Raw genomic sequence first — 23,043 nt, 5'->3', positions numbered from 1 at the left:
ATCTTAGTTTTAATACTGATATCGACCGTTTGTCAATTTATTTAGAATTTTTCTAAACAAAGCAATTAATTTTGTTGTTAGAACAATTAATTAGATGTTATTTCTTTATTTAAGAACTATAATATTACCCACATTCAAACACAAAACATATGCAATCCACTCAGTTAAGCCTTATTGTTAAGAAACTAACCGAGTTTTACGGTACTGATTTTGATAACTTCGCTTACCAATCGCCTCTTTCAAAACTAAAAACCTTTAGTGCTAATGAAATTGATGTATTTGTTAATGCGCTGACTCAAGCTGCCCGTAAACAACAATTCTTAGTAGTAGAAAATTATGCCAGCGCGCAAGATTTCCCAGAACTCCTCAGAGGGAACAAACATCCAGTAATTTTTTTTGATGAAAGCGAAGATCCTATTAAAATCATTTTTGCTGCCAGAAAACTAAAAGACAATAAACCTCAATTTTATCAGTTTGTCGATAATCAGGATGTAGAGGAAATCTCTGAAAACCAAGCTTTCCAGCCTGTCAAAATCAATAATCATGCCGATAGTACACAAAATGGCAAAGTGAGATTTTTGATTGTGTATCCGCTCGAAAACATTGACAATGCTACAGCACCAGAACAGATGAGCCCGACCAAGCGGTTGTTCAGGATGCTAAAAGCTGAACGTAAAGACATCGGATACATTTATATTTATGCCATCGTAGTAGGGATGATTAGTTTAACCCTGCCCTTGGGTATTCAGGCTATTATAGGCTTAGTATCTGGCGGGTTAGTTTTTAGTTCGGTTTATGTATTAATAACGGTAGTAATATTAGGGGTTGTTATCACTGGAATTTTACAGATATATCAACAAACCTTGGTTGAAGTACTGCAAAGAAGAGTTTTTGCCAAAGCCGCTTTTGAATTTACTTATCGAATCCCCAGAGTAAAATCAGAAGCATTATTAGGCTCATACGCCCCAGAATTAATGAACCGCTTTTTTGATATTCTGAATGTTCAAAAAGCTCTCCCCAAAGTATTAATCGATATTACTGCCGCCTTAATTCAGATTCTCTTCGGCATGATTCTATTATCGTTATACCACCCTTACTTTATTGCATTTGGTTTGCTGACTATCGCCATCGTCACTTTTGTAGTGTATCTGAATGCAGACAAAGGGATGGAAACTAGCTTGGCTGAATCGAAATACAAATACAAAGTCGCCCAGTGGTTAGAAGATATTGCCCGTACATTATACGCCTTCAAATCAGCAGGTTCTACCAATTTGCCAATGCAAAGAATGGATTACTTGGTGAATAATTACCTGAAATATCGTAAAAAACACTTCAAGGTACTATTGATATTGTATAGCAATGCTGTTTTCTTCAAGACCTTTGTTACGGCTGTTTTGTTGATTCTAGGAACTTCTTTGGTAATAGACCGACAAATTTCTTTGGGGCAATTTGTCGCTTCTGAAATTATCATTGTCTTGGTGGTAAACTCTGTAGAAAAATTAATTTCTGGTGCTGATACCGTTTTTGACTTATTAACAGCCGTAGAGAAAATAGGTTTTGTTACCGATTTACCTTTAGAACGCCAAACGGGTTTGAATATTGATTTTCATGAAAACCCTAAAGGACTTGAAATTAAATTAAAAGATTTGAGCTACCGTTACCCTGGTGGAGGGAAACACGTATTAAAAAAACTTAATTTAGAAATCAAGCCTAAAGAAAGCATTTGTATCACAGGAACGAATGGCTCGGGGAAAGAAACATTATTAAAGATACTTTCAGCTATTTTCACTGATTTTGAAGGAGGCATTACTTACAACGGGATGTCTATCAGAGACGTGAAATTAGATTCAATCAGAGATGCCATCGAAAGAAACTTAGCCCTAGATGCCATCTTTGATGGTTCGCTGTTGGATAATATCGCTATGGGTCGCTCTAGTGTCAAATTTAGTGATGTAAAGTGGGCTTTGGATAGTTTGAATTTAAGTGATTTTATTGCTGAATTGCCTGATGGATTAAATACGCCGATGATTGCGGGAGGGAAACGTTTTTCAGAAAGCTTTATCGCTAAAATTTCAGTAGCTAGATGCGTAGTAGAGAAACCTCAACTATTGATGATTACGGATATTTACCGAGAATTGCATAAGGCAGAAAGGCTGAAAACAATTGCGTTTTTAACGGATAAAGCCAATCCTTGGACACTCCTTACCATTTCAAACGACCCTATGGTAATGGCTGCTTGTGACAAAGTAATCGTATTGAACGAAGGCGAAATTGTATTACAAGGCAGATACCAAGATTTAATCAAAGACATCAACTTTCAAGAAGCTATAGATTAAGATATGTTAAATTTATCAAAACAAAGTATCAGTAAGCAGGTAAACGAGCAATTTGAATTGCACTCGCTTAATACCTTGCATACACCACGTTCGGCAGTAATTCTGAAACGTTGGCTGATGGCTATCGTAGTGATTTTATTGTTGATATTATTTTTGCCTTGGCAACAGAACGTTACGGGCAAAGGTGATATTTCGGCTTTTACGCCTAAAGATAGACCACAGAATGTGCAAAATATAATATCAGGAAGGATAGAAGAATGGCTAGTAAAAGAAGGCGATTTAGTAGAAAAGGGCGATACCTTATTGGTGATTTCAGAAACGAAGGATGATTATTTCGACCCAAACCTGCCTTCACGTTTGCAAGAACAATTAACCGCCAAAAAAGCTGGGCTTGCTAGTTACCAAGCCAAAATTGATGCCTTATCACAGCAGATTGTAGCACTAGAGCAAAACCAGAAATTTAGTTTACAAAAAGCCAGAAACAAAGTAAAGCAAGGCTTTCTGAAAGTAACTTCTGATAGCACGGATGTAATAGCGGAACAAGTACAATTTAATATTGCACAAACAAGGTATGATAGGGGCGAAGACCAGTATAAAAACGGTGGGTTGGTTTCGCTAAGCGAACTAGAATCGCGTAAATTAAAATTGCAGGAAACAAGAACTAAGTTGGTTTCTACGCAAAATAAATTAGCGATTTCTCGCCAAGAATTAACCAATGCCCAAATAGAACTCAATTCTATTGGTGCTGAATACGCTGAGAAAATAGCCAAAGCTGAGTCTGATAGAAGTTCTGCATATTCATCTTTGGCAGCTGGTCAGTATGAAATTTCACAATTGAGTAATAAAATTACCAATGTGGATATTCGTAGAAATCAATATTATATCAAAGCACCCCAAGAAGGCTACGTAGTGCGTGCCTTAAAAGCAGGTATCGGCGAAAACATTAAAGAAGGCGAATCTATCTGTACTCTTCAACCTTTCAATCCAGCAATGGCTGTTGAATTGTATGTCAAAGCAATGGATGTGCCACTCATTACCGAAGGGCGTGAAGTACGTTTACAATTTGAAGGTTGGCCATCATTGGTATTCTCAGGTTGGCCATCGGCTACGGTAGGTACTTTTGGCGGGATTGTCAAAGTAATCGATAGAATAGATAATACAAAAGGCGAATACAGATTGCTGATTGTCCCTAAAATTGCGAAAGGTGAACAAAAATGGCCAAAGCAATTAAGAATGGGTTCGGGCGTAGCAGGTTGGGTAATGCTCGACGACGTACCAGTTTGGTATGAAATCTGGCGTCAACTGAATGCTTTCCCACCAACATTAAAACAAGAGCCTGAAGGAGCTTTAAATCATAAAAAAGCAAAGTAAAATGAAACATACAATAATTAGTGGTGTTCATCAATCTAATGCTTTTGATAGGAAAGGTTTTTCAACACCACGATTTTATACCATATACGTCTTTATTCTATTAATGAGTGCGTTAAGCAATGCTAAGGCACAGGCAACATTTAGTTATGAAGATTTTAAAAGTTTGGTTTTAAAGAATCATCCAACCGTAAAACAAGCTAATTTGTACTTGGCTGATGCTGATGCTGAAATTATGCAAGCCAGAGGGGCTTTCGATCCGAAGCTATCATCGGATTTTGACAGAAAGGCTTTTAAAGGGGATGATTATTATAACCGTTGGCACAACGCCCTAAAAATTCCTACTTGGACAGGCGTAGATTTCAAAGTAGGTTACGACCAAAGCAGTGGTAAGAAACTGTTGGCAGAAGAGTCTTCCCGACTTATTGTAGCTGGTTTAAGCGTGCCGATTGGTCAAGGCTTGGTGATTGATGCCCGAAGAAATACGTTGAAGCAAGCTAATTTAGCCAAGAACATTGCCGAAGCAGAACGCCAAAAGTTGATTAACAAAACCATCTTGTATGCTGCCAAAAGCTATTGGGAATGGTGGTTCAGCCATCAACAATTACAATTTGTGCGAGAAGGCTACGATTTGGCAAACCAAAGATTTATCGCTACTCGCGAACGTTCGCGAGTAGGCGAACAAGCCACGATAGATTCTGTGGAAGCTAAGATTACTTTACAAGACCGTGAAGTAGCTTTAGAGCAAGCGCAGGTAGATTTACAGAACACTAGGTTGGCGTTGTCAAACTATCTGTGGGATGATAAAGAAAATCCGCTTGAATTGCCCGAGAATGCATTTCCGCCAGCGTCGGCAGTGATAAAAGTAGATGAAACTACCCTTCAAGGTTTGATTAGTCAGGCGAAATCAAGACACCCTGAAATTCAGAAATACGATTTGAAAATCCAGCAATTAGGGATTGAAGAAAAGTTTAGAAGGGAAATGCTAAAGCCTACGCTGAATGCTAATTTCAATTTTATTGCAGATAGCTTTAGCTCAAATCCTGCTTATTCTTACGAAAATTCCTTTTCTACCAATAACCATAAGTTGGGCTTTGAGTTTGTAATGCCTCTGTTCCTCAGAAAAGAAAGAGGGAAGCTACAGCAAATCAGAATCAAGCAATTGAGTACAGGTTTTGAATTGAATCTGGCACGCCGTGAAATCATGAATGATGTGTATGCAGCTTATAACGAAGTGAAAAACTACGAACGTCAGTTACGTATTCAGCAAGATGCCGCCAAGAACCAAGAACTATTAACGAAAGCCGAACAACGGAAATTTGAAATAGGTGAAAGTACTTTATTCTTGATTAACAGTCGCGAAAGTAAACTGATTGATATGCGCATAAAAGTAGAATCGTTGAAGAGTAAATACGAGAAAGCACTGGCAAATTTAGCTTATACGGCTGGACTTCCAGACTTGCTTTAAATTTATTGATAGAAATCCTTTGGATTGTCAATTTGTATTTGTCGTAAATTTTAGCTATCTTTTCAAAATTGAACATCAACGTTTGTTCGTTCTGTATGCTAAAATACTTTACTTTAGCGCCAACAAGTTCAATATAATCCTTGTTAGACGAGCAAAATTTAAACTAATATAAATTGACATTTCAAGATTTCAACTTTGATTCAAAGCTTTTAGACGGCCTAGAGTCGATGGGTTATACCAAACCAACTGCAATACAAGAACAGGCTATTCCGCTGATTCTTCAAAATAAAGATTTAATTGCCTGTGCTCAGACTGGAACAGGCAAGACTGCTGCTTTTTTGTTGCCCACTTTGCATAAGATTATCAATACCCCTGATAAACAGAGGCACCTCAATACGCTGATTATCTCGCCTACTCGCGAGCTTGCCACGCAAATAGACCAACAAGTAGAAGGCTTGGGTTATTTTACGGGTATCAGCTCTATTTCGATATATGGCGGAGGTGATGGCGCTGCTTGGAATCAGCAAAGAAAAGCACTGGAAGATGGTGCAGAAATCATCATAGCTACCCCCGGAAGGCTAATTGCTTTGTTACAAATGGGAAAGATAAACTTCTCTCATTTAAAACATTTGATTCTGGACGAAGCCGATAGGATGTTGGATATGGGTTTTTATGATGATATTATCAAAATCATCAAGTATCTCCCTGCTGACCGCCAAACGATTCTCTTCTCGGCGACGATGCCTCCTAAAATCAGGTTGTTGGCTAACACCATTCTGAATAATCCAGAACAGGTAAATATTTCTATTTCTAAACCATCAGAAGGCATTTCGCAACAAGCGTATTTGGTGTATGATATACAGAAAATAAAATTGTTGACACATCTTTTGGAAGAAGGCAAATATACTAGTGTTATTATTTTTGCTTCAACGAAAGAAAACGTAAAACAGTTAGACAAAGAACTTAGACAAACTGGACTGAAAGCCAAGGCGTTTCACTCTGATTTAGATCAGAAGGAAAGGGAAGAGATTCTGAGAGAGTTCAAAAGTAAATCTTTGCCCATTTTGATTGGAACAGATATTCTTTCAAGAGGAATAGATGTAGAGGGCATTAGTTTAGTGGTTAATTTTAATACACCAAACGACCCTGAAGATTATATCCACAGAATCGGGAGGACGGCTCGTGCAGCTACCACAGGTGTAGCCATTACTTTTATCAATGATAAAGACCAGAAGAAATTTGCTGCGATAGAAGCTTTGATAGGAAGAGAAATTCCTAAAACGCCATTGCCAGAAGGAATGGGTGATGCCCCAGTATATCAACCTAATAAAAGAGTAAATGCAAATGGTTTCAAGAAAAAGCCATTTAAGAAAAAGAAGAAGTTTGATAAAAAAGAGCAATCTAATAATATAAGCTAAAGGAGAATTTTAAGCATTAGTAAAGTTAATCTGGCTAAATCAAATTAGTATAATTATTAGAAAAACACCTATCATTTCTTAAAATGTCACTGCTGAAACGTAATTTTGTAGTTTAAATGATAAAACTATAGAATCGGCTTCAACATATATACTCACAGAATTAGAAAAACGCTTTGTGCAAACGCATCTTCATGATGATGTAAATCAGTTACTTTTACAAGCAAAGCGTTTTCCTACCCTCAATATTCCTTATCTAGTAGCGCAAATTCAGGCTAGACAAAAAGCTAAAAACAAATTGCCTGAATGGACAGAAAACCTTGATGTTTTCTTCCCCAAAATGCTGTCGCTAGAACAATCTTCTTCTGAAATTACGGCTAAATTTAAAGCAAGTTTGGTAAAAGGAGAAACCCTGCTAGACCTAACGGGGGGTATGGGAATAGACCTTGCCTACATGAGTAAAGGTTTCAACAAAGCTTTTTATGCTGAACAGAATAATGAGTTATTGAAAGTTACTCAGCATAACTATCAGGTACTTGGTATTGAGAACATACAATTTATTGAAGGCAATTCTGAAACTTGGTTGAAAGCGAACGAAACAAAGTTTTCATGGATTTACCTTGACCCACATAGGCGAGATGATACGGGAAACAAAGTGGTAAAACTACAAGACTGTGAGCCTAATATATTGGAAATCAAAAGTTTGATTTTTGAAAGAACTGATAACGTACTCTTGAAGGTATCACCTATGTTGGATATTGATTTAGCCATATTGGAATTAAAAAATGTATCGAACGTATATATCGTTGCTGTGGAAAATGAGGTAAAAGAAATTTTATTTTATCTGCAAAAAGACTACCATGCAGAAGCCAATATCACCGCTATTAATTTTCTGAAACAAGGTCATTTTTCCGAAGGAAAGTCAACTGAGCAACACGTTTTTACCTTTCAGAAGTCGGAGGAAAAAACGGCTATGATTGGTTTTAGTAGTCCACAACATTTTTTGTATGAACCTAATTCGGCTATTTTAAAATCGGGTGCTTTTAGAATGGTTGCTCAACAATTTGGCTTGCAGAAAATAGCTCCGCATAGTCATCTTTATACTTCTGAGAAATTAGTCAATGATTTTCAGGGCAGGACTTTTCAAATAAAGGCAGTGTGCAAATTAGATAAAAAGGAAATTGTAAAACATATCACAGGAAACAAAGCAAATATCACCATCAGAAATTTCCCTTTGACTGTAAAACAAATCAGAGAAAAATTGAAACTGAATGAAGGGGGGGATGATTATCTTTTTGCAACTACCGATGCCCAAAATCAGAAGATTGTTATTGTTTGTAGTAGATAGGAGGAGAAATATTTCCCGCAGATTTTCGCTGATTTTAAAGCGCGGATGATGGAGATTTTTAACAAGAATAATCAGCGTATAAATCTCCTTAAATCAGCGGGTAAATATTTCCCGCAGATTAACGCTGATTTTAAAATTGCAGATGATGGAGATTTTAAATGAAATAATCTCTGTAAATCAGCGGGTAAAAAATACAAAAAATCAAAACATACTAGTCTGATAATTTCCTGTATGTTTGGCTTCATGTTCTAATAGCCACTTTTTCCGCCATAAATCACCGCCATAACCAACTAACGACCCATTCGCACCAATTACTCTATGACAGGGTACGATAATATTAAATTTGTTTGCACCATTCGTAGTTCCAACCGCACGAATGGCTTTTTCGTTGCCAATCCTTCTTGAAAGCTCTAAATACGAAATCGTTTTGCCGTAAGGAATTGTTACTAGTTTCTCCCAAACAGATTTCTGAAAATCAGTACCTTCGTGTTGAAAGGGAATGTCAAAATCCTTGCGAGTGCCATCAAAATATTCCTGTATTTGTTGCTGATACGTTTCAATGATGGCAGGAACATACAAAGTAGCTTCTTTGCGTGGACTAGGCTTTTTTTGTGTTTCTACAAAAAGAATAGATGTAAGGTAGGTTTCTGTAGCAGACACTTCAAGCTGGCCGAGGGGGGAATCTATGTATTTTGTAAAAATTTCAGTACTCATATTTGCGAATGATTAGCAAGGTTTGGTTTTTATTTGAAGAAAACAATTCAGTATTTTGCAATAAAAACATGAATCAAATCTTCCTTCCTGTTCCTCCACAGTTTTCTTTTCAAGAATGCTTATGGTTTTTAGATAGAAACTATGATGATTGCCTACACGAAGTTCGGGAAAATTCTGTTTTGAAACTGCTTTCTATTCATGAAAAACCAACTTTAATTGAAATTAAAGCACTCGACAATCATTTGCAGATAGATGTATTAACAGGGGAATGTGCCAAAGATGAAATCTGCCATTTTGTGACAGAATGGTTTGATTTAGAACGAGATTTAATGCCATTTTATCAGCTATTAGCCAAGGACGACGACTTAGCTTATATGATTACAGACTATCACGGCTTACGACTATTGGGTATTCCTGATTTGTTTGAAGCCTTATGTTGGTCGATTATTGGACAGCAAATTAATCTTAGTTTTGCGTATAAGCTCAAACGTAGATTGACGGAGACGTATGGTTATAAACAAACTTATGAAGGCAAAGACTTTTATCTTTTTCCCAAACCCGAAATAATTGCTAGACTGACGGTTGAAGAACTTAGAAATATGCAATTTTCGACCCGAAAAGCAGAGTATTTAATGGAGATTGCCCGTACTTTTTCAGAGAAAACACTGTCAAAAACCATGTTGGAAGGCTTTTCAACAGCAGAGGCTATCAAAGCACTAGTGGCTATCAGAGGAATAGGGGAGTGGACGGCAAATTATGCTTTGATGAAGTCGTTAAAGCGTTTAGAATGTGTAACTTACGGAGATGTAGGGTTGTATAATGCCTTGAATGCGTTGAAAGGTTTGCCTAAAAAACCTTTAAGGGCAGACTTAGAAACCTTTTTCAAAGGCTTTGAAAAGTGGGAAGCCTATACTGTTTTTTACCTCTGGCGAAGTTTAGCTGTGAAGAATAAGGCAATTCAATCAATTTGAGCGTAAAAAACTGTAACTTTGTTAATTCAAAAACTGTCAATCTGACAGAAACCAACAAATGGCAAAACTTTTGACAGTATTAGGGAAGTATAAAAATAAAGCGAAAAGTATATTGAAAATGGAAAATAAAGAAGAATTACAGACAGAAGAACAAGCGTTGAACCAAGAAACTGACAATGTTTCTGAAAATATAGAGGCAGTTGTTGAAGAAACAGTGGAAATTTCTGAAACTGAAAAACTTCAAGGAGAAATAGCGGAGTTGAAAGATAAATATTTACGCCTATATTCTGATTTTGATAATTTCCGTAAACGTACTGCGAAAGAGAAATTGGAAATGATTCAGTCGGCATCAGAGAAAGTAATTGTAGATATTATTCCAGTAATTGATGATATTGAAAGAGCAACTGCTAACGCACAAGAAGGAGAGATTTCTGAAGGAATCCAATTGATATTCAATAAATTAAGTAATACTTTGGCTACTAAAGGTTTAAAACCAATGGATGCTAAAGGACAAGTATTTAACCCAGATGTGCACGAAGCAATTACACAATTCCCAGCTCCTACAGAAGAAGACAAAGGGAAAGTATTTGATGTAGTGGAAAAAGGATATTATTTGAACGAAAAAGTGATTCGCTTTGCAAAAGTTGTTGTAGCAAACTAAAAATATTATCAGAGTAATGTTGTAATCCATAAAATATTGGATGGTTTTCTGCTTAATTACTCAATTCATTGATTAGAAAAGATGGCAAAAAGAGATTATTACGAGGTATTAGAACTTTCTAAGTCAGCTTCGGAAGATGAAATAAAAAAGGCTTATCGGAAGATGGCTATCAAGTATCACCCAGATAAAAACCCTGGGGATAAAGTAGCTGAAGAGAAATTCAAGGAAGCCGCTGAAGCGTATGAAGTGTTATCAAACGCTCAGAAAAAAGCTCAGTATGATCGTTTCGGTCATGCAGGAATGAGCGGAGCTGCTGGCGGAGGTGGCGGCTTTAATGGCGGAGGAATGAATATGGATGATATCTTCAGCCAGTTTGGAGATATTTTTGGTGATAACAATCCTTTTGGTGGATTCTTCAATGGGGGCGGTCAGCAACAAGGCCGTAGAACTAGAAAAGGGTCTGATTTAAGAATCAAACTTAAATTGAACCTTGAAGAAGTAGCCAACGGTGTTGAAAAGAAAATAAAAGTAAAACGCCATGTTACCTGTAAGCCTTGTAGCGGAAGCGGTGCTAAGAACGGTACTGAATTACAGTCGTGCCAGACTTGTGGTGGTTCTGGACAAGTGCGTCGTGTTCAGCAGACTATGCTTGGACAAATGGTGACTACTTCTACTTGCCCTACTTGTAATGGTGAGGGTAAGATGATTAAAACGCGCTGTGAGGTGTGTTTTGGTGAAGGTAGAGTACTAGAAGAAGAAGTTATTCCAATCAAAATTCCTGCTGGTGTAGCCGAAGGTATGCAGTTGTCTATGACGGGCAAAGGAAATGTACCTCCTCGTGGTGGGGTGGCTGGCGATTTATTAATCGTTATCGAAGAAGAAGCTGATGAAGTATTACACCGTGATGGTACTAACGTAATCTATGACTTATACCTTAATTTTGCTGATGCGGCTTTAGGGACTTCTGTAGAAGTACCAACAATCGGCGGTAAAGCACGTATAACGATTGATGCGGGAACACAAGCAGGTAAGATTCTTCGTTTAAAAGGAAAAGGTATCAAAGAGTTGAATGGATATGGCGTGGGTGACGAACTAATCCACGTGAATATTTGGACGCCTAAGACGCTTAGCCGTGAAGAAACTGAACAGCTAGAGAAGTTCAGAACTTCTCCAAACTTTCAACCAAAACCAAGCAAAAGCGACAAGAATTTCTTTGAAAAGATGAAGGATTTTTTTAATTAGGACTTTAGGATTATTGGACTTTAGGACTTGAAGATTTTCTTTGGGACTTGAGGAATTTTGGACTTTAGGACTTGAAGATTTTAGATTTTTAGTCTTAGGTTTTTTAATATTAATCCCCTTATTCAGCGATGAGTAAGGGGATTTTTATTTTAATAAAAACCAAGACTAAAAAAGTCTAAAATCTAATGTCTAATTTCTAAAGTCTTCAAGTCCTAAAGTCCATCATCTTAAAGTCTAAAAGAAAATCTTCAAGTCCTAAAGTCTATACAAAACCTAAGAATTCGCCTTCGCCATTTGCTTATCAAACATCGCTTGGTACTTAGCAGCTTCAGGCAATTTAGCATTTTTCACACCCTCAATGATAATTTGCATCTCATAAAGGTTTGTCTGAATTTGTCTACCGTCGCTATTCTTTTTGTCGAGTAAGTAATAATCCAAGGCCTTATTATTTCTGTTCATGATAGTTTCAGCCATTTCTAATCCTTTTTTCTTATCGCCAGCAGCTAAGTATAAGGCTACAAAATTTGCCGAAAGCTGATCATAAGGAATCGTTTTATCAGGCATTACTTTCAAGCAATAGTCTAAAGCAGCTCTAGCTTTGTCTAATTTACCCTCACGAACCAATTGGTCTGTTAAACGTAAGAAAGCTAAACGAGCCGTTACTACAGGAACTTCTAAATAGAAATCTGAATGATAATATGTTTTAGGATTATCCAAATCTCTCCAGAACATCTTCTTTGTCATATTATTATACATAATGTCAGTATTTACAAAACCATCCTTTGCCTCAGGCACTTTGAAAGGCATCAATCTGTAAGCATAGCCTTCTAATTGCATATATTCTTTCAAGTTCAAATAACTTGCAGAAGGCAACGTAGTAGCAAAGTAAATTGGGCGTTTCCATCCAGTTGCTGCATTTTGGGCAATCAAGTCTAGCTGAATAAGCTCAGGCTTCATGATACCACCTTTACCTGTTGACCAAGCCATTTGATTTGTCAAGTACGGCTCCATATCTTTTGGAACGAATCCTGCTTTTTTAACTGCTTCAACATCGATTGGTAAAAATAGGTTTTCGGTCGGCAACGTATTAATCATTGAGCCATCCGTTAAAGGTACTTTAATGGCTTGATTATCATCTTTTACTAATTTCAAATATTCAAGCAAGTTGATACCCGTTTTTACATTCGGATTTTCGTAATACATGATTTGCTCGTTCAAACCTTCCAAGAAACGGTCTTTAGGTAAAGAAATAGGAAGTGCCTGCGAATCATACGTTTTACGCTTCATTTGGTCGATATACCAGTCTGTTCCTAATAATGAAAGGTTACAAACACGCACGTCAGTACGATAGCCTTCTACCTCTTGAACATACCATAATGGGAATGTATCGTTATCACCACCAGTAAATAAGATTGCATTTGGTGCACATGAATTCAACATGTTTTTAGCAAAATCTATTTGGTGGTAACGGTGGTTACGGTCGTGGTCATCCCAGTTTTGTTGAATTAAAATCACAGGAACAACAGCCGTTACTACAGTAGCTACAGTACCAGCAACTAAGCCATTCTTTAAGAATTTGCTTAGCCATTCAGCCACTTGGATTACGCCTAGACCAATCCAGATAGCAAAGAAATAGAACGAACCAACATAAATATAATCACGCTCGCGAGGTTCAACTGGCGGAGAGTTCAAGAAAACAACCAGTGCTAAACCTGTCAGTAAGAACATTAATGTAGTTACTAAGAAGTCATTTTCGTTTTTGCGTACTAATAATACAAAACCACATATTCCTAAAATCAGTGGTAGCCAGAAATAGTTGTTGCGTGCTTTATTGTGGGCTAGTAATTCAGGAAGTTCGCCTGAGCGAGTATAATCGATTACACCAGCATCTTGAATATCACTCTCGCGACCAACAAAATTCCAAAGTAAATACCTCATGTACATATGTCCCATTTGTTTTTTGAACATAAATTTCATGTTGTCTATAAAAGTTGGTTTTTCACCCGGTGCTAAATCCAAGATTTCTTCGTACAACTGAATATGCTGAGGAACACTACTGTAAACACGAGGCAACAACATTTGTCCATCCTTAGAATAGATTAGCTTTTGCTTATAATCATATACCTCATACTTACCATCTTTCATTTTGTAAACAGGAGCGCCTTTTTCTACACTTTCAACAGTAGCTGTATAAATCGGACCATACAATAATGAGCGCTCTCCGTATTGTTCACGTTTCAGGTATTTTACATAATTCAAGATATTGCTTGGGTCGTTTTCGTTAATAGGCGTATTGAACGTAGAACGCACAAAAGCTAAGTTATAAGATAAATATCCAATCAATACAAATACCAACGAAAGCAATGAAATATTAAGGGTAACTTTTTGTTTTTTGATAGAATATAAAATCCCCCAAACGATAGCACCTACCAAAGCAATGATGAAGAAAATTGCACCAGTACCATAAGGCAATCCGAAACCATTCGTAAATAATAACTCGAATTTGAAAGCCATCGAAGGAATACCCGGAATAATAGCAGAGTTGATAACTCCTAGGATTAATAAACCAATGACTAATGAAATGATACCTCCTACGAAAGTAGGAGTAGGATATTTTTTGAAATAATATAACAATGCCAAAGCAGGAACAGTAACCAAGTTCAGTAAGTGAACACCGATTGAAAGTCCAACGATATAAGCAATCAAAATCAACCAACGGTTTGCTGTAGCTTCATCTTCGATAATTTCCCATTTGAAAGCCGCCCACACTACCAAAGCAGTAAAGAACGACGACATAGCGTATACTTCTGCCTCAACAGCCGAGAACCAGAAAGTATCTGAGAACGCATAAGCCAATGAACCAATCACACCAGCACTTAATAAAGTAATGGCTTCGCCTTTTGAAAGCTCTTCAAATTTTTTGTTGTAAACCTTACGTCCGATTAACACAATCGTCCAGTGCATAAACAATATCGTCAAAGCACTTGATAATACTGACATCATATTTACCCAGTATGCTACTTGGGTAGTATCTGAACCAGCCAATAACGAGAACATTCTACCCAACAATAAAAATAGGGGTGCTCCTGGAGGGTGCGGCACTTGAAGTTTAAAAGCACAGGCGATAAACTCTCCACAATCCCAGAAGGAAGCAGTGCGTTCAACTGTGGCGGTGAAGACAAATAATGAAATAGCAAATACAATCCAGCCTATGAGATTGTTGATTTTTTTAAAATTGTTCATTGAGGGGTACGTTATCGGTTGTTTGTTGATACTGTTTTTTCAGTAAAAAATGATTATCAACGTTAGCAAAAGACAAATTTGAATTCAAAAATACTAAATAAGATTGGCTTGAAGAGGGTAGGGCTGTTAAAATGTGTTAATTCTGCTAAGAAGTAGCTGAATTTTATTGACTTATATAAAATAAAAAGACCTGATTTTACAGGTCTTTTCTAAGCATATTAACAAATAGTCTATAATCCTTCAAACTGACGTAAGAATCTCACATCATTTTCAGTGAATAATCTTAAGTCTTTGATTTGATATTTCAGCATTGTGATTCTCTCGATACCCATTCCGAAAGCGAAACCTGTGTATTCCTGAGAATCAATACCACATTGTTCCAACACGTTAGGGTCAACCATTCCAGAACCTGCGATTTCTACCCAACCAGAGTATTTACAAACATTACAACCTTTGCCTTTACAGATGAGGCAAGTAATGTCAATTTCAGCCGAAGGTTCAGTAAAAGGGAAATATGAAGGACGATAACGAACCTTAGTATCTTGTCCGAACATCTCTTTGGCAAAATAATAAAGGGTATCTTTCAAGTCTTTAAAACCCACGTTTTTATCAACATACAAACCTTCTACCTGATGGAACAAACAGTGAGCTCTGGCAGAAATAGCCTCGTTACGGTACACACGCCCCGGCATGATAGAACGCAAAGGGGGTTTTTGGTTTTGCATCAAACGAATCTGTACGTTGGATGTATGTGTTCTTAACAAAATATCATCTGCTACGTTTCCGCCTTTTTTCTCAATAAAGAACGTATCCTGCATTTCGCGCGCAGGGTGATTTTCGGCAAAATTCAATGCCGTAAAATTATAAAAATCAGATTCTATCTCAGGGCCATCCGAAACATTGAAACCCATTTTAGCAAAGATTTCGATGATGCGGGCTCTTACTAAAGTAAGCGGGTGAATACTTCCGTTTTCAAAAGGAACGTTTGGGAGTGTTAAATCAAATTCAATCGCCACTGATTTTTCAGAACTAGCTTCAATCAATGCTTGAAATTCGTTGAATTTGGTCTGAGCAGCATCTTTCAAAGTATTCAATGCTTGTCCTACTGCACGGCGTTCTTCTTGTGCAACGTTCTTAAGCTCATCAAAAAGTTCGCCAATCACGCCCTTGCGTCCTACATAAGCGATACGGAAAGCTTCAAGTTGTTCCTTCGTGGAAAGCTGAAAATCAGCAATTTGCTGATGTATGTTGTTAATCTTATCTTGCATTTATCGGTATTGAATGCTGTGAGCCAAAGTGGTTGTTTACGTTGGCATCTTAAAGAATTTTGAGTGATTGTTTCTTGAAGATGTACAAAATTACACTATTCGTACTTAGAGGGCAAAAAAAATTGACAAATTTAGCTATTTGTCAATTTGAGGGCTGTTTAAAAGATACTACCAGACTATAAAAACTCATGGCATGGCTAACAGTAATTGTGATAGTTCTTGATGGTTTGTTAAGTCATGCCATGAGTACGGATATTTTCTTTTGTAAGAAAAGAGTTAGTGAGACTCCTATTAATACCAACAACACTTCAAATGAATATACTTGGCTTTTATTCATGAAAGTGCTAATAAAATTTACTTGCTGTGAATATCTTTCTATTACCCAAGCAATGGCTGCAATACCTGCCAATATGGCGCTGGATATTCTGAAAATTGAATAATAAGGTGTTCTGCTAAGGATAATTATCCACGGAATGCATAACAAAATTATCCACAATTGCATTATTTCGATACCTAAGTTGAACCCCAAAATACTTAAAAGCATACTGACGGTATCAAGGTGTAAATCAATTAAAGTATTGGCGAAAGCAAGCCCATGAATCAAGCCAAAACCCAATGCAATAAACATTTCTTTGCCTGCAAAGATGGGGCGGATAGCATGAATGGCCGAAACCAAAATAGAACAAGCAATCAAGATTTCAATCCATTTACTAGGCAAAATAACCCAAGCCATCGCACCCATTAAAAGTGTTATCGAATGCCCAATCGTAAAAGCAGTAACTACTTTCAAAATTTGTACTAAACTGATTCGAACCGAACGATAATTACCCCATCTTTTTTTAGCATAACTTAAAGGAATCGGCAACAATAATACCAATAGAAACATCAAATGGTCGATGCCTTCTTTGATATGTTCTTCGCCCAAAGCAAAGATTCCTGCAAACCCTTTCCAGTGACTGCCTGCTGCTAAATTTATTGTTAAAGGATATATCAGTGCTGTTTTGGTATCAACTCTTATTACGCCTATTTCTGTAGGCTCAGTATTGGTTTTTCCAGATGCCCAGTCGCTTCTGAGTAAAACTAAAGCACTGTGGGTGACTAATTGATGCATAATGACATCATAATCAAAAATAAAATTACGCGTATCTGCTCCTTCTGGTGGTGTAAGTATCAAATGCACGATAATTTCCTGAAAGGGACCGCTATATGCTTGCTCGCCTTTTTGCAATTGCATATCTTTTATTTCCACCATCCACGGCTGGTCTTTTGCTACCATCGGATGAATATGAGCCAATAAATACTCTTTGATTTGAGGCCCCATTGTGGGAATGATACTTGCTGGGTTTTTAGTCAACGGCCGTCCAAAAGCTAACTTCAATTCTCCAATAGGTAATTGTAATTCTACCGCCACTTGCTTAGGACTGACATCAAGTAATACTACTGTACTCGGCGTTTGATGTGCCAATGTTTTTGATACATTCCCGATAATCAACATTGTTATGATGTTGATTATCAGCCATTTTCTTTTTGAAAAATGGCTGATAAAAGTTGCTCTTATACGTATCATAGACCTATATAATCACGTTTGTGGTCTCTGTAAACACTGTGATAATGAATTTCTGCAGGATATACTACCCCCGTTTGACAAATGAATTCTATCCAAACACTCGGCCCATCAATACGGACATAGTCGGTATTAGTCGTAAAAAAGGTAGAAGCATTGCCCGAAGTACCACTGGTATTACTAGCGTAAGTCACATAGGTGTCAGCTAATTCGTTTGAATATATTTTGGTGAATGCTATCACAGAGGCATCATCCAAATCATTCACCCAAGGCATCATAGCGGCCAATACTTTGGCTTGTGCTGTTGTACTAAGCGTACTTACTTTAACGCCTAGTTTGGTCGTTGGGAACGTATTGGTTGTAGAACCCGGAACCATTGTTACATCCGAAAAAGTAGAGGTAATTTTAGCAGCAGCTAATTCAGTGCTTGTGAAGGATGCCAACATATTTGCCATTCCATTTCTTTCTTCTGCCAAAGGCGAATAGGTTACACCATTTGCCGTCCAACTTTTAGGTTCAATTCCTTGGTGAGAAGGCGTAGTACTGACCACCGACCCTGCTTCATACGTAACACTTTGGGCATAATGGTGTCCGCCAAATTGTAGCATCCATTTGCCTGTCGTACTCGGAGTACCCAAGAAAGCAATGATATAATAACCAGAAGAATATCCGCCACTTGATTTTGTGCCTAATACATCATCTGCCGAGTTGATTTGTAAAAACTCGCTATATCCTTCATTGGCGGTTGTACCACTAGCGGCTTGAATTACAGCTTTGGCAGCAGCCAATTGCGTAGCACTTAAAGTACTGAATGCTAACCCTTGGCGACATTGCACCCCACAAGGCAAGTTTGACCATTTTTTGGCATTAGTGAGATTCAAAGCTAAAACAACGGATGATTGTTGTGAAGTAGATAAAGTAGCTAAGAATGCATTGGCCAATTCTACCACTTGAGAGACTGATCCTGTAGTAGTGCCTGTTCCGCCAGTTCCAGAAGTGGTGCCTACGGTTAATGAAACAGAACAGGATTGTCCACCTAAAGTAATTGCGAAAACAGCTGTTCCCGTACTAGCGGGTGTGCCTGTTATTAAATAACTCAAAGTGCCTGCTCCACTTGCTAAAGTACCTGCCGATAAAGTAGCAGTTAAGCCTGTAACACCTGTTGAAGTCACTGTACTTGCTGTATAAGCAACACCATTTCCACCAGTGTAGGCTATCGTGGCAGTCCCAGAATACGCAGTTCCGCTAGTAGCAGTGCTTGAAAAAGTAGTGGATGAACAATCGAGCGTCGTAATGCTCGGACTTGAAGGCGTAACCGTAGAGGTGCTTTCTTTACAACTTTGTACTCCCCAAAGTGTGAGTAAGCTAAAAAAACCTAAGCAAAGAGATTTCATTTTCATAAAGTATATGTATTAATTGTTTGTATTTCTACAAAAGAATTACACATTATACAGGATGAATATTGCTTTGTTGTGGTGAATAGGGGAAATGTTGTGGTGAAAATAGATTATTGTCTTAATCTTTATTTTAAAATTCATCACAGATAAGAGCTCAAAACTCACAGCTCACAACTCAAAACTTATGATTCCTACTTCCCATAAATGTTAAAAAATCCCTCTTCATAGCTATTCCCAAGCGGTAAAGTTGTTTCTTTGGAAATAAAAATCATTTTATTTCTAACAAATTGGATGTGCTTTATTGCCACAATAAAAGAGCGATGCACTCTGACGAATTGATTGTTAGAAAGATTTTCAAGACAAGCTTTCATCGTCATTCTTACTATCAATGGTTTTTGGTTAAGTAGATGAATTTTAAGGTAATTGTCTAATCCTTCAATAAAAATAATGTCTGATACGAATACTTTCACTAAACCATAGTCAACTCTGAAATATAAATATTGCTGTTGATTTTGAAGGTAAAATTGCTGTAAATCAATGGCTTTTTGGGTTGCTTGTTGGAAACGTTGGAGCGTAAATGGTTTTAATAAATAATCAATAGCTTTCAATTCAAAACCTTCAACAGCATATTCACTAAAAGCAGTTGTGAAAATGACCATGATTTCTTGAGGAATATTTCTGAAAAAATCTATGCCCGAAATGGCAGGCATATTAATATCTAAGAATATCAACTCGACTGGATGTTCTTCTAAATACAATCTGGCTTCGGCACTTTTGGTGAAAGTTTTCAGTAATTCAATTCCTGCTATTTGGCTACAAAAGAAATCGATAATTTCTAAAGCAGGTTGTTCGTCGTCTAAAGCGATAGCTCTTATCATGTTAATAATATATCAAGTAGCACAGTATAAGTTTCTGCCGTTTTCTGAATAGCTAGGCTGTATTTTTTAGGATACAAGAGGTCTAGTCTTTCTTGTGTATTGGGCATTCCGATATTCAACGAATTTTCAGTGTTTTTTTGCGTAACAATATTATTCTTTACTTCTAAACTCAGGTGTTGGTCTACAAGACTAATTTTTATGCTAATTTTTGAGTTTTCTTCGGGGTTTACGCCATGTTTAAAGGCATTTTCAATGTAATTGAACAACAAAAGTGGCGCAATTTGCTTGTCGTTGAAATTGCCAGTACGCCAATAATCAATAGCAACGCTATTTCTTAAACGTGACTTTTGTAAATCTATATAGTTTTCGATATAGGTAACTTCTTTTTCCAAAGCAACTTGATGTTGATTAGCATCTTTCAGCAGATAGCGCATAAACTCCGAAAGTTTGATGATTGTTTCGGGCGTTTTATCATCTTTCCGAATCGCCAACGCATAAATACTATTCAGCGTATTGAACAAAAAATGGGGATGAATCTGAGCTTTTAGGTTAGAGAGTTCAGCTTGTAATTTTTCATTTTCTGTCTTCAGTAAACGGTTGCGTGTATGCAATAAAATGGAAAAAAGCACTACGATGCCATAAACAAAAATATGATGCTTGATTTCCTCAAGAAAAGTACCTTCGCTTGGTTTGGGTGGGAAATGGGCTGGAAAATGTCCTGACATGGGAGGAGGAGGCATTTCTCCTTGATGAAAAGTATTAGCCTCACGCAAAAATCTGCCCGTAACAAAAGACGGAAACCAGCTAATCAACAACAGAAAAGCTATCAATAAGCAACCGTAAATCAGGTATTTTTTGTCAAGATAAATTTTGGGAATGAAGTAATAATAATTGATATAAAAGAAAGCCATCATCAAAGCATTGCCAATAAAATCCCGAATGGTAGGTGAAGCAAAAAGAACATTTTCGGCTTCGGGCGGATGAGGGTACAACAAAACAGGCAAAAATACAAAAGCAATAATAGCTAATGAATGATATACAATTTCTTTCTGTTTCATGCTAGCAGTCTATTTATGATGGTCTTTTGCACAATATGCAACAAGTTTGTTGATTATAGGCGTTCTAGATGCTTATAATTTTAGAAAGTATTGATGCCAGACCTTTATTAATCGCAATTATTTTCTCAACAAATTATCCTTCAAAACTTTGTCTAATACCTGCTCTTTGAAACTTCTGCTCAATGGAATTTTGAAGCCTTGTATGAATATTTCATTGTTTTCAATTGTCTTTATTTTTGAAACAGCAATGATATACGATTTATGGACTTGGATAAAGTGCTTTTTGTCAAGATATTCTTCCACCGCTTTTAAAGAAATCAAGGTCATGTATTTATTTGTTTCGGTTTGGATAAAAACATAGTTTTCTAAGGCTTGAATAAAGAGTATTTCATTAATGAATATCTTTTCGAACTTATTGTCACATTTGATAAAGAAGAAATCGTTTCGGTCAATTTCTTCTATCATGCCCGCTTTTTGATTGCGATATTGTTGATATTCACGGGCTTTGGAAACAGCTTTAAAAAAGCGGTTGAAGGTGATGGGTTTTAGTAAATAATCCATCACATCAAATTGAAATCCCTCTAACGCATAGTTTTGATAGGCCGTGGTGATAATCACCATTGGTAAGTCTTTTTTAATTTTTAGGAAATCTAAACCACTCATAAATGGCATTTGTATATCCAAAAAAATCAAATCTACGTTTTCGTTTTCTAGCAGTTTATCTAACTCTAACGGGTTTTCAGCCATTCCTACTAAGGTTAGATAGTCGATGGCTTCTACGTATTTAGCTAGCCCTTCTCTGGCCAAAGGCTCGTCGTCTACGATTACACAAGTTAATTTCATCATAAGGTTGTTTGAGGGATTAGAGATTGCTTTTTATTCAATGCCAACTTTAACGCCACTTTATACCTGTCGGTAGTTTCATTAATAGCTAATTTGTAATGTTCGGGATATAATAAATCTAGTCTTCGTATGACGTTTTTTAGCCCTATGCCACTATTTTCATACATGCCATTGTCTGATTTCTGAGCCACTACAAAACTATTTTCTATCATCAAATGAACCATCTCACTATCAATGTCTAGCGTCATACTGATGTAGTTTTGTTGTCCTTTGCCTTTTGAAACATGCTTAAACGCATTCTCAACAAAGGGCATTAAGATAAACGGTTCAATCGTTTGACCGATAGCGGAATGGTTGTTGATTTCAAATTTTAAATCAGTTTGTTTCTCATCCAACCGTAGCCTTTCTAATTCAATAAAGTTATTCAGAAAGAACAATTCTTTTTCCAAGGCTATTTCGTTTTCGTTGCATTCGTAAAGTTGATAACGAAGTAAATCTGAAAATGAAGCCAGTGATTCAGATGCTAAGTCTGGGTTTTTATGAATCAATACAAAGATGGAATTAATGGTATTGAACAAAAAATGAGGATTGAACTGCGATTTCAGGTATTTCAATTCTGTTTCCAATTTCTCTTTTTCTAATACATGTTGCTTTCGTTCTGATTGAATCCAATTTTTTGTCAGTTTGATACTCATCGCAAGGGTTGTACTCGCCATCGTCGACGGTAGGGCATTGATCAGGAAAAAGAACATAAAATCACTGGGTTCTTTTTGATAAAGTTCTTTGAAGGTGAAATCAGAAAGATAAGCACTGGTATAATAACCCGCGACAATAAACCACGAAGTGCTGAGCACAACGAGTAATAAAAATAAAATATACAGTCCATACTTGCCTTTTTGAAGGTAATGAGGAATCAGGTAAAACAAATTGAAATAAACCGCAATGGCTTGAAAGACTACATAAAACAAGAATTTGATAGAGTAGGCACTACTCAATAAATTATTCGCTACGGCACTAAAATTACGGATAGTAAGCGTCCACCAAGCGATGTGGTATAAAAACCCAAAAGGGATGTGGTATAGTTTATATTTAATAAACCAACTGTTCTTTGAAAAGATATTAGCCTTGTTATTGAACATTTTATGAAAGAGAATAGCTTGCAAAATACGTTGATGCTCAATAATAACCTATCCATATTGACGAACGACATCAGTAAAATGACAAGATGCAATAATGACTATTTAACGTGATTATGAGCTTTTTCTGCAT

17 protein-coding genes are annotated in these 23,043 nt (G+C 36.9%); 8 read left to right on the top strand and 9 right to left on the bottom strand.

Features of this window, described 5'->3' with window-relative positions; all coding sequences use genetic code 11:
• Window positions 1-149: 149 nt before the first annotated feature.
• The 5 genes from AC07XN_RS07080 (at window position 150) to AC07XN_RS07060 (ending at window position 7,935) form a co-directional block, all read left to right on the top strand.
• Window positions 150-2,336 (top strand): peptidase domain-containing ABC transporter, encoded by a 2,187-nt coding sequence (locus AC07XN_RS07080; RefSeq protein ID WP_494742529.1) that lies wholly within the window; start codon window positions 150-152, stop codon window positions 2,334-2,336.
• 3 nt (window positions 2,337-2,339) lie between these two features.
• Window positions 2,340-3,707 (top strand): HlyD family secretion protein, encoded by a 1,368-nt coding sequence (locus tag AC07XN_RS07075; RefSeq protein WP_309919349.1) that lies wholly within the window; start codon window positions 2,340-2,342, stop codon window positions 3,705-3,707.
• Window position 3,708: 1 nt separating this feature from the next.
• The gene (locus tag AC07XN_RS07070) at window positions 3,709-5,172 is read left to right on the top strand and encodes a TolC family protein (protein WP_309919352.1); all 1,464 of its coding nucleotides are present in this window, start codon (window positions 3,709-3,711) and stop codon (window positions 5,170-5,172) included.
• A gap of 173 nt (window positions 5,173-5,345) precedes the next feature.
• The gene (locus AC07XN_RS07065) at window positions 5,346-6,590 is read left to right on the top strand and encodes a DEAD/DEAH box helicase (RefSeq protein ID WP_309919355.1); all 1,245 of its coding nucleotides are present in this window, start codon (window positions 5,346-5,348) and stop codon (window positions 6,588-6,590) included.
• 175 nt (window positions 6,591-6,765) lie between these two features.
• On the top strand, window positions 6,766-7,935 hold the full coding sequence (locus AC07XN_RS07060) for a class I SAM-dependent methyltransferase (RefSeq protein WP_309919358.1): 1,170 nt from the start codon (window positions 6,766-6,768) through the stop codon (window positions 7,933-7,935).
• A gap of 201 nt (window positions 7,936-8,136) precedes the next feature.
• On the opposite strand, the gene AC07XN_RS07055 is transcribed toward AC07XN_RS07060, so the two are convergent.
• Window positions 8,137-8,649 carry a methylated-DNA--[protein]-cysteine S-methyltransferase gene (locus AC07XN_RS07055; protein WP_309919361.1) on the bottom strand — a complete coding sequence of 171 codons (513 nt, stop codon included), beginning with the start codon at window positions 8,647-8,649 and terminating at the stop codon, window positions 8,137-8,139.
• Window positions 8,650-8,717: 68 nt separating this feature from the next.
• Here AC07XN_RS07055 and AC07XN_RS07050 point away from each other — a divergent pair, with 68 nt between their 5' ends.
• The 3 genes from AC07XN_RS07050 (at window position 8,718) to dnaJ (ending at window position 11,523) form a co-directional block, all read left to right on the top strand.
• A complete protein-coding gene (locus AC07XN_RS07050) occupies window positions 8,718-9,620 on the top strand; it encodes a DNA-3-methyladenine glycosylase family protein (protein WP_309919364.1) in 903 nt (300 codons plus the stop codon).
• A 58-nt stretch (window positions 9,621-9,678) separates the two neighbouring features.
• Window positions 9,679-10,281 carry a nucleotide exchange factor GrpE gene (locus AC07XN_RS07045; protein WP_309919367.1) on the top strand — a complete coding sequence of 201 codons (603 nt, stop codon included), beginning with the start codon at window positions 9,679-9,681 and terminating at the stop codon, window positions 10,279-10,281.
• Between the two features lie 81 nt (window positions 10,282-10,362).
• Window positions 10,363-11,523, top strand: coding sequence for a molecular chaperone DnaJ (gene dnaJ / locus AC07XN_RS07040; protein WP_309919370.1), 1,161 nt, complete (start codon window positions 10,363-10,365; stop codon window positions 11,521-11,523).
• Between the two features lie 273 nt (window positions 11,524-11,796).
• Here dnaJ and AC07XN_RS07035 read toward each other — a convergent pair whose 3' ends face one another.
• The 8 genes from AC07XN_RS07035 to AC07XN_RS07000 form a co-directional block, all read right to left on the bottom strand.
• Window positions 11,797-14,766, bottom strand: coding sequence for a glycosyltransferase family 117 protein (locus tag AC07XN_RS07035; RefSeq protein ID WP_494742528.1), 2,970 nt, complete (start codon window positions 14,764-14,766; stop codon window positions 11,797-11,799).
• Window positions 14,767-14,996: 230 nt separating this feature from the next.
• Window positions 14,997-16,034, bottom strand: a complete 1,038-nt coding sequence (pheS, locus tag AC07XN_RS07030) for a phenylalanine--tRNA ligase subunit alpha (RefSeq protein WP_309919374.1) — start codon at window positions 16,032-16,034, stop codon at window positions 14,997-14,999.
• Between the two features lie 235 nt (window positions 16,035-16,269).
• Window positions 16,270-17,601 carry a HupE/UreJ family protein gene (locus AC07XN_RS07025; RefSeq protein WP_494742527.1) on the bottom strand — a complete coding sequence of 444 codons (1,332 nt, stop codon included), beginning with the start codon at window positions 17,599-17,601 and terminating at the stop codon, window positions 16,270-16,272.
• On the bottom strand, window positions 17,598-18,998 hold the full coding sequence (locus AC07XN_RS07020) for a DUF3500 domain-containing protein (protein ID WP_494742526.1): 1,401 nt from the start codon (window positions 18,996-18,998) through the stop codon (window positions 17,598-17,600). The genes AC07XN_RS07025 and AC07XN_RS07020 overlap by 4 nt, the downstream gene beginning before the upstream one ends.
• Before the next feature lie 188 nt (window positions 18,999-19,186).
• Complete coding sequence (locus AC07XN_RS07015; RefSeq protein WP_494742525.1) at window positions 19,187-19,873, bottom strand: LytR/AlgR family response regulator transcription factor; 687 nt, start codon at window positions 19,871-19,873, stop codon at window positions 19,187-19,189.
• Window positions 19,870-20,931: a sensor histidine kinase gene (locus AC07XN_RS07010; RefSeq protein WP_494742524.1), complete on the bottom strand. Its 1,062-nt coding sequence runs from the start codon at window positions 20,929-20,931 to the stop codon at window positions 19,870-19,872. Before AC07XN_RS07010 ends, AC07XN_RS07015 begins: the two co-directional genes overlap by 4 nt.
• Window positions 20,932-21,048: 117 nt before the next feature.
• On the bottom strand, window positions 21,049-21,777 hold the full coding sequence (locus AC07XN_RS07005) for a LytR/AlgR family response regulator transcription factor (protein WP_494742523.1): 729 nt from the start codon (window positions 21,775-21,777) through the stop codon (window positions 21,049-21,051).
• A complete protein-coding gene (locus AC07XN_RS07000) occupies window positions 21,774-22,913 on the bottom strand; it encodes a sensor histidine kinase (RefSeq protein WP_494742522.1) in 1,140 nt (379 codons plus the stop codon). The genes AC07XN_RS07005 and AC07XN_RS07000 overlap by 4 nt, the downstream gene beginning before the upstream one ends.
• Window positions 22,914-23,043 lie beyond the last annotated feature (130 nt).

The sequence above is a fragment of the Arcicella sp. GW458-12-2-14-TSB2 genome (genome assembly GCF_059423785.1).
This window is presented reverse-complemented; position numbering and strand designations above follow the sequence as displayed.